This is a genomic window from Bacteroidia bacterium, from assembly GCA_039924845.1.
In the GTDB taxonomy this organism is placed as follows: Bacteria; Bacteroidota; Bacteroidia; order DATLTG01; family DATLTG01; genus DATLTG01.
This window is the reverse complement of sequence record JBDTAC010000019.1, coordinates 1-7,593: the sequence shown is the minus strand read 5'-3', so window position 1 is coordinate 7,593 and position 7,593 is coordinate 1. Positions and strand designations below refer to the sequence as shown.

Genomic DNA, 7,593 nt, shown 5'->3' with positions numbered 1-7,593 from the left:
AAAATACGCGGACAACTTTCCGAAGGAATGATTTGTGCCGAAGACGAAATTGGGCTTGGAGCTTCGCATGCAGGTATAATGATTTTAGATGCAGATTCGAAAATAGGAATGCCGGCAGCCGATTATTTTAAAATTGAGAACGATGTAGTTTTTGAAATCGGATTAACTCCAAATCGCGTGGATGCTGCTTCGCACATTGGCGTTGCCAGAGATTTGGCGGCTGTTATCAATCAGGCAGAAGGAAAATTGAAAATAAAATTTCCGTCTGTGAACGATTTTAAAATCGAAAATAGTTTTCCGAAACCAAATGTTGAAATTAGTGATGTGCTTGCTTGTCCGCGTTATTCGGGTATTTCCATTTCGGATGTAAAAGTGTCGGAGTCTCCAAAATGGCTCAAAAATAAATTGGCAGCCATCGGTTTAAAATCAATAAATAATATTGTAGATGTTACCAACTTTGTGTTGTACGAAACCGGGCAACCGCTGCATGCTTTTGATGCAGACAAAATAAAAGGTGAAAAAATTATCGTAAAAAAAGCAACAGAAGGAGAAAATTTTACCACATTGGATAACATTCAACGAAAACTTTCTGCGAATGATTTAATGATTTGTGATATAGAAAAACCACTTTGTATTGCTGGTGTTTTTGGTGGATTGGATTCAGGAATTAATGAGCATTCGAAAAATATTTTTTTGGAGAGCGCTTATTTTAATCCGATGACAATTCGCAAAACGGCAAAACGGCACGGAATTAAAACCGATGCGTCTTTTCGTTTTGAACGAGGAACAGATCCAAATGCCACTGTTTGCGCCTTAAAGCGTGCTGCTTTGTTGATTCAGGAAATTGCTGGAGGAAAAATTCCTTCTCAAATATTTGATAATTATCCGACCAAAATAAATGATTTTGAAATCACTTTTCACTTTGATACTTGCGATAAATTAATCGGAAAAAAAATTCCGCACGCGCACATAAAAAATATTTTACAATCGCTCGACATAAAAATTATTTCCGAAACAGAAAGCGATTTGAAATTGTCTGTTCCAGCTTATAAAGTAGATGTTCAGAGGGAAGTAGATGTGATTGAAGAAGTTTTGAGAATTTACGGATACAACCAAATTGAAGCACCAACTGCTTTTCGTTCCTCGCTTTCGTTTACAAATGGCGTTGATAACGAGCAATTGCAAAACACAATTTCTGATTTGTTGAGCAGCAATGGCTTTTTGGAAATCATGTCCACTTCGCTTACCAAAGCAAGTTATTATGAAAAAAATAATTTCAATCCAGCAGAAACAATTTTGTTGGAAAATCCTTTAAGTTCCGATTTGAATGTAATGCGTCAATCGCTTTTGTTTAGCGGTTTAGAAGCAATTGCGTATAATCAGAATCGTCAAAACACAGATATTTTATTTTACGAATTTGGGAAAATCTACAAGAAAAATGAAAGCGATTCTTTTCCTTTTACAGAAGAAAAAAGAGTAGCTCTTTTTATTGCTGGTAAGAAAAACAAAGAATATTGGAAAACGAATGCCATTTTACTAAACTCACAAACGGGTTCTCGTCAAAATGCAAAAAATGAATTTGTTGATTTCTATCAATTGAAAGGAATTGTAAATGCTGTATTTGAAAAATTAAATATTGCTTTTGAAACTTCCATAAACGATGAAAAAAATATTTTTGTCGAAGCACTTTGTTATAAAAATAAAAAACAAGAACTTGTCATTTTCGGAGAGCTTAATAGAAATCTTGCTCCAAAAGAAATAGGGATACACCAAAGGGTTTTTTATGCTGAATTTAATTGGGATGCAATTGTAAAATTGGCTCAAAATCAAAAAATAAATTTTTCTGAAATCTCTAAATTTCCTTCCGTGCGCAGAGATTTAGCTTTATTGTTAGATAAGAAAATTAATTTTTCGGAGATTGAAAAATTAGCGTATCAAACGGAAAAAGAAATCCTGAAAAAGGTTGATTTGTTTGATGTGTACGAAGGGGAAAAAATTGGCAAAGAAAAAAAATCATACGCGGTAAGTTTTATTTTACAAAATGAAAATGCAACACTTACCGACAAGCAAATTGAAAAAACAATGGAGAAATTATCGAGCGCTTTTACTGAAAAGTTAGGTGCTGTATTGAGATAAAAATGCGTTTGAAAAATTAATTTTTCAAATGATAAAAAAGACTTACGAAAAATATTTTTTCGATTCGTTCCAATATACATCCATTTCTGCAAGCGTCATCTCACCTAATATTTTATTGGATTTAGCGGCTTCTTTTTCTAAATATTGAAAGCGTTTAATAAATTTTCGATTCGTTTTTTCCAAAGCGTCTTCTGGGTTTATTTCCATAAAACGTGCGTAATTAATGAGTGAAAATAACACATCGCCAAATTCCGCTTCCATTTTTTCTTTCGATTTATTTTCGGAAACTTCGTGTTTAAATTCATCTAATTCTTCCAACACTTTTTCCCAAACTTGATCGGCATTATCCCAATCAAAGCCGACTGCACGAACTTTTTCTTGAATACGCGAAGCTTTCACCAAAGACGGCAAAGACAATGGAACGCCGCCTAAAACGGAAGTATTTCCTTCTTTCAATTTTAATTTTTCCCAATTTTCTTTTACCTGATTTTCGTTTTCCACTTTTACATCTCCGTAAATATGTGGATGACGATGAATCAATTTTTCACACAAACTATTTATCACGTCTGTGATGTCGAAAGCATTGGTTTCAGAAGCAATTTTCGCATAAAAAACAATGTGCAACAACACATCGCCCAATTCTTTTTTGATGTTTTTTAAATCTTTATCGAGAATGGCATCCGCCAATTCGTACGTTTCTTCAATCGTTAAATGGCGCAAACTTTCCATCGTTTGTTTTTTGTCCCAAGGGCATTTGGCGCGCAATTCGTCCATAATGGTAAGTAATCGCTCGAAGGCTTTTAATTGATCATTCATTGTTTTTCATTTTTAAATAAAAACAAAAATAGACATACGTTTGCAGAGAACCTGTTAAAGGTAGAATTTTTTTCTATTTTTGAACGGTTCATAAAAAATTAAAAAAGCCATTTGAAAAAATATTTTTTTCAGCTTCGTTTTTCACTTCTTTTTTTACTCGCTTTAACAGCGACGAGAACGCTTGCGCAACAACAAGATTCTACTAAATGCGATTATTGGATTTCTGCAAGTATTCATTATGGTTTTTTGATGGCGCAACATGCCACAATGCAATATTTGGTGAAAGGGCATATTCCTGCGATCGAATTGGATTTCATACAACCAACGCGTGGAACGCAGCAATGGCAACAGGAATTTGGCTTTCCAGAAATTGGTTTGGCTTTTTTTTCGGCTAATTTAGAAAACCCAACTGTGCTCGGAGATCTTGTCGGAGCCTATCCTTTTGTCAATTTTCATTTGAATAAAAAGAAAACAAATTGTAAGTTCAATTTACGTGCGGGCGCTGGACTTGCTTACATCACCAAAAAATTTGATCCGCTGGATGATCACAAAGAAATTGCAATTGGTTCTCATGTAAATGCAATTATTAATTTGAGATTTAATACCACTATTGATTTAGGAAATCAAATGCGTTTGGATGCTGGAATTGGGCTTACGCATTCTTCCAACGGAGCTTTTCAAACGCCGAATCTTGGATTAAATATTCCAACGTTGAACCTCGGAATTGGGTATCATTTTCATCCAAATACAAATTATTATCATTACGATAGCATTCCCGCGGAGAAAAAAATTACTTATAATATTATTGTTGCTACTGGTTTATCCGAAATTGATCCGCCGGGTGGATCGCGTTATTTTGATTATACTTTTTCCTTCAACAGAAATAAAAAATTAAACACGAAAAGTACGCTTGGTTTTGGAGTAGATGTGTTTTATGACATGTCAAATATTCAGCAAATGAAAGACGATTCCACGCCTTTTAAAAATGATTTTCAAGATATTCAGCTTGGCTTTAAAGGTAGCTATCAGCTTACATTGGGAAGGCTTTCGTTGCCTATCGAGATGGGTTTTTACTTGTTTACTAAATATACGAGTGATGGTTATATTTTTCACCGCATTGGTTTGCGCTATCAACTCAGTAATCATTTGATTGCTAATTTAACCTTGCTAACGCATTTCGCAAAAGCCTCGTACATCGAATGGGGGATGGGTTATCGCTTTTAAAAAAATAATTTTTAAACATGAAAAATAGACCTGTAAAAATTTTTTATTTCGCACTGCTTTTTTTGGCAACGAGTTTTTATTCTTGCAAAAAAGCAAATGTGTGTGATTGTTTTGAAAGCACAGGATCTATTGAAAGTGAAATTCGCCAAGTGCCTATTTTTACTTCTATTTATATGGAAAATAATGAAAATATTTATCTCACGCAAGGTGCAACACAAAAAATTGAAGTACAAGCCGGAAAAAATTTATTACCGCTTATTTCTACGGAAGTAAATTCGGAAGGAGAGTTGGATATTAAGAATTACAACATCTGTAATTTTTTGAGGAGCTATAAAAAACCGATTAATATTTACATTACGATGCCACGACTAACGTATGTTACCAATAATGGCGTGGGAATTATTCAGAGCACCAATGCGTTTACTACCGATACGATTAATGTACGTACGGAAAGTTCGGGAGATGTTCATCTTATTGTGAATAATACTTACGTAGATGGACACATGCACGGCGCCGGCGATGTGTATCTGTCTGGAAATACGCAAGAATTTAGCTGTAATAATGTGGGCAATGGATTTATTTATGGATCGGATTTGACGGTGTCGAACTATGCGTGGCTTGGATTAAGTACCACTGGAAATGCGTATCTAACAATTAACGGACTTTTTCAAGTGCTGATTCACGAAAGTGGAAATGTGTATTATGGCGGAAATCCTACGGAAATTAAGCAAATAATTACCGGTTCTGGAAATTTATATAAGCAATAAAAATCAAAAATTAATTTTTTAAAACTGTTTCCAAAATCAAGTTGTCAAACTCTCTTTTGTCGTCTTCCTGAAAATAAATTTCTATCGGAATATAGAAAAAAGGCACTGATTCCAATGTTTTTAGAAGTGAAGTGTTTCTCAAACGCATCGCATCTTTTTCGGTACACAAAATTATTTTTTTACTGCTTTTTAATTCTGAAAAATTATTTTTTACTTGTTGAATATCTGTTGAAGTAAAATTGTGATGATCACGAAAACGCATCGGAAAAATAGTTTTTACTTTTCCTTTCAGATATTTTTCGAGCGGTAAAGAATTTGCAATTCCGGTTACTAATAAAATATCTAATTCGGAATCTAATTGGGCAATTTCAGTAGTATTTAACGAAATGAGATTTCCGTATTTCACAAATGAAAAAATAATTTTTTGATGCGTCAAATTTTTTATTTTCGATTTAATATTTTCTTTTTCAAGATCAGAAATTGTTTCGGGACATTTGGTAATTATAATAATATCTGCCCGTTTATAACCGTTTCTGGGTTCGCGTAAATTTCCGATAGGTAATATAAAATCATTGAAAAAAAGTTTTTTGTAATCGCTTAAAAGGATTGACAAGTGAGGTTTTACAGCACGATGTTGAAACGCATCATCTAATAAAATAGCATCAATTTTCGGATTTGTTTTTAGTAAATTTTCAATTCCGTTTACACGTTTTGCATCAACTGCCACACTTATTTCTGGAAATTTATGTTTGAATTGCATCGGTTCGTCACCAATTTCATTAGAGTTGGAATTTTCATTCGCCAAAAAATAATTTTTCGATCGCCTTCCGTAACCACGACTGAGCGTTGCGACGTTGTAATTATTTTTCAGTAAACGAATGAGATATTCGATGTGAGGCGTTTTTCCCGTACCTCCGATACTTAAATTTCCGACAGAAATAACAGGAACAATTATTTTTTTATAACTGAATATTCCGATATCGAAAAATAAATTTCTCAACGCGATAATTGCGCCATAAATAAGCGCAAAAGGAAATAATAAAAAGCGTAAAAATTTCATTCGTAAAAAATTATTTTTTTGGACGCATCTCAAAATAAATTTCGTGGCAAGGCTGCATCAACTATTGGTTTTTAACAGACTGGGTACTTGTTTTATCTCATTTCTAAAAACAATTAATATTATTATTATAGCAAATAAAAATTGTATAATTCCTGGAGCCCAATAGTTATCAAAATGGAATACAAAATATACTACGATAATTGTAACAATGTATAAAAGAGGCATCATTATCATTTTGAAAATATTAAAATGATAGTCGAATATTTTTCTACTTCCGAACCAAAGTATTATTACTTGGGTTCCTTTAATAAAGACAGTAGTTGAAATAGCGCCCCAAATTCCAAATGTTTTTGTCAAGTATATTCCCAAAATAATTTGTAAAATGGCTGAAACAAGAACTAATTTTGGGAGTAAGTGCGTTTTTTTGAAATAATAAATAGGAAAAACATATAGATTATAGATTCCTCTAAATAAGAATCCGCAACATATTAAAGGTAAATATTGGAATGCTGCGTGATAAGCTTGTTTTTTAACAAGTATCGGTACAATAATAGGAAGTGTTAATATATTTACAGCGACAATTAGAATTGTTACGAGTGCAAATAAATGATGAAATTTATTTTCTGCAACGGTGCTTTTAGTTATGCCTGTATCTTTCCACATTTGGTATATTTTCGGAGCTATTGCGCTGGTAAGTCCGTTTTGAGAAAATTCGATTAGTAATGTGCATTTTATGGCAAAGTCGTAAACTCCAACATCAGAAATAGTGTCAGTTGCGTTGAGTATATAATTATTGATGTAACTTAAAATCCAAGTCAGAATGCCAAACAGAAGTACAGGAACGCAAAATTTTCTGAATCCTTTTAACATAGTTGAATCAAAGCAAATACCAAATTCTGAAATGAAAAAATACATTGATAAAACAAAAATACCTACGCCAGATAAAAGTCTTCCCCAAATTGGTCCTATTAAAGTGTTAGGATATAAATAAAGACCAATAAGAGAAATAATAACTGTTAATACAAAGTTAAATAAGTTGAACCATAAAAATTTCCATGGTTTCTGCCGATAGATAAGGAAAGTAGTATATATTTTAAAAATTGCGTTGAATACAGCTGTTACTACGCACATAAAGCCAAAAGGAAAAAATGAAATGTTTTTGTGTTGGAAAATATGTTCAAAAAGAAAATTTCCGCTGAGGAGCATTATTAAAATAGACAATAAACTAATTGCGAGTACAACTGTAAGAATTGTACCAACAAATTTTCTCATTTTCACAATGTCATCCTGATATTCGTAATGATGAATAGGGATAAAAACATCCACTCCAAAATTTACTATAATTTGAAGTAGAAGTGTAAATGAAATGTAAATGGACAAAGCTCCATAATCTGCGATTGTTAAATTTTGAGTGTATGGAAGTAGCAGCACCAAACTTGCCATTGTAGGCAGAAGTCCCCCAATGGAGAATAGAATGGTCGAACTAAATATTTTTTTTAGCATATCAAAAGGTGCTGCGCTAAATTACATAACTTCGCGCAAGTTTGTCAAACTAATTTTATAAAAATATGCCATTTCTGAAAAAGATAG

General features: G+C 33.0%; 6 protein-coding genes. 3 read left to right on the top strand and 3 right to left on the bottom strand.

Features of this window, described 5'->3' with window-relative positions; genetic code table 11:
• Positions 1-2,136, top strand: a 2,136-nt coding sequence (pheT, locus tag ABIZ51_02370) for a phenylalanine--tRNA ligase subunit beta (GenBank protein MEO7087622.1), incomplete at its 5' end; no start/stop codon positions are given.
• A gap of 42 nt (positions 2,137-2,178) precedes the next feature.
• Here the strand turns inward: pheT and mazG are convergent.
• Positions 2,179-2,952 carry a nucleoside triphosphate pyrophosphohydrolase gene (gene mazG, locus ABIZ51_02365; GenBank protein MEO7087621.1) on the bottom strand — a complete coding sequence of 258 codons (774 nt, stop codon included), beginning with the start codon at positions 2,950-2,952 and terminating at the stop codon, positions 2,179-2,181.
• 111 nt (positions 2,953-3,063) lie between these two features.
• Here mazG and ABIZ51_02360 point away from each other — a divergent pair, with 111 nt between their 5' ends.
• Positions 3,064-4,176, top strand: coding sequence for an acyloxyacyl hydrolase (locus tag ABIZ51_02360; protein ID MEO7087620.1), 1,113 nt, complete (start codon positions 3,064-3,066; stop codon positions 4,174-4,176).
• 17 nt (positions 4,177-4,193) lie between these two features.
• Positions 4,194-4,943 carry a head GIN domain-containing protein gene (locus ABIZ51_02355; GenBank protein MEO7087619.1) on the top strand — a complete coding sequence of 250 codons (750 nt, stop codon included), beginning with the start codon at positions 4,194-4,196 and terminating at the stop codon, positions 4,941-4,943.
• 10 nt (positions 4,944-4,953) lie between these two features.
• Here ABIZ51_02355 and lpxK read toward each other — a convergent pair whose 3' ends face one another.
• The gene (gene lpxK, locus ABIZ51_02350) at positions 4,954-6,003 is read right to left on the bottom strand and encodes a tetraacyldisaccharide 4'-kinase (protein MEO7087618.1); all 1,050 of its coding nucleotides are present in this window, start codon (positions 6,001-6,003) and stop codon (positions 4,954-4,956) included.
• 57 nt (positions 6,004-6,060) lie between these two features.
• On the bottom strand, positions 6,061-7,506 hold the full coding sequence (locus ABIZ51_02345) for an oligosaccharide flippase family protein (protein MEO7087617.1): 1,446 nt from the start codon (positions 7,504-7,506) through the stop codon (positions 6,061-6,063).
• Positions 7,507-7,593: the final 87 nt, after the last annotated feature.

Bases quoted from the DNA above. Each gene is read 5' to 3' on its own strand.
- mazG (MEO7087621.1), bottom strand. From the start codon at position 2,952: ATGAATGATCAATTAAAAGCCTTCGAGCGATTACTTACCATTATGGAC.
- ABIZ51_02345 (MEO7087617.1), bottom strand. From the start codon at position 7,506: ATGCTAAAAAAAATATTTAGTTCGACCATTCTATTCTCCATTGGGGGA.
- ABIZ51_02355 (MEO7087619.1), top strand. From the start codon at position 4,194: ATGAAAAATAGACCTGTAAAAATTTTTTATTTCGCACTGCTTTTTTTG.
- lpxK (MEO7087618.1), bottom strand. From the start codon at position 6,003: ATGAAATTTTTACGCTTTTTATTATTTCCTTTTGCGCTTATTTATGGC.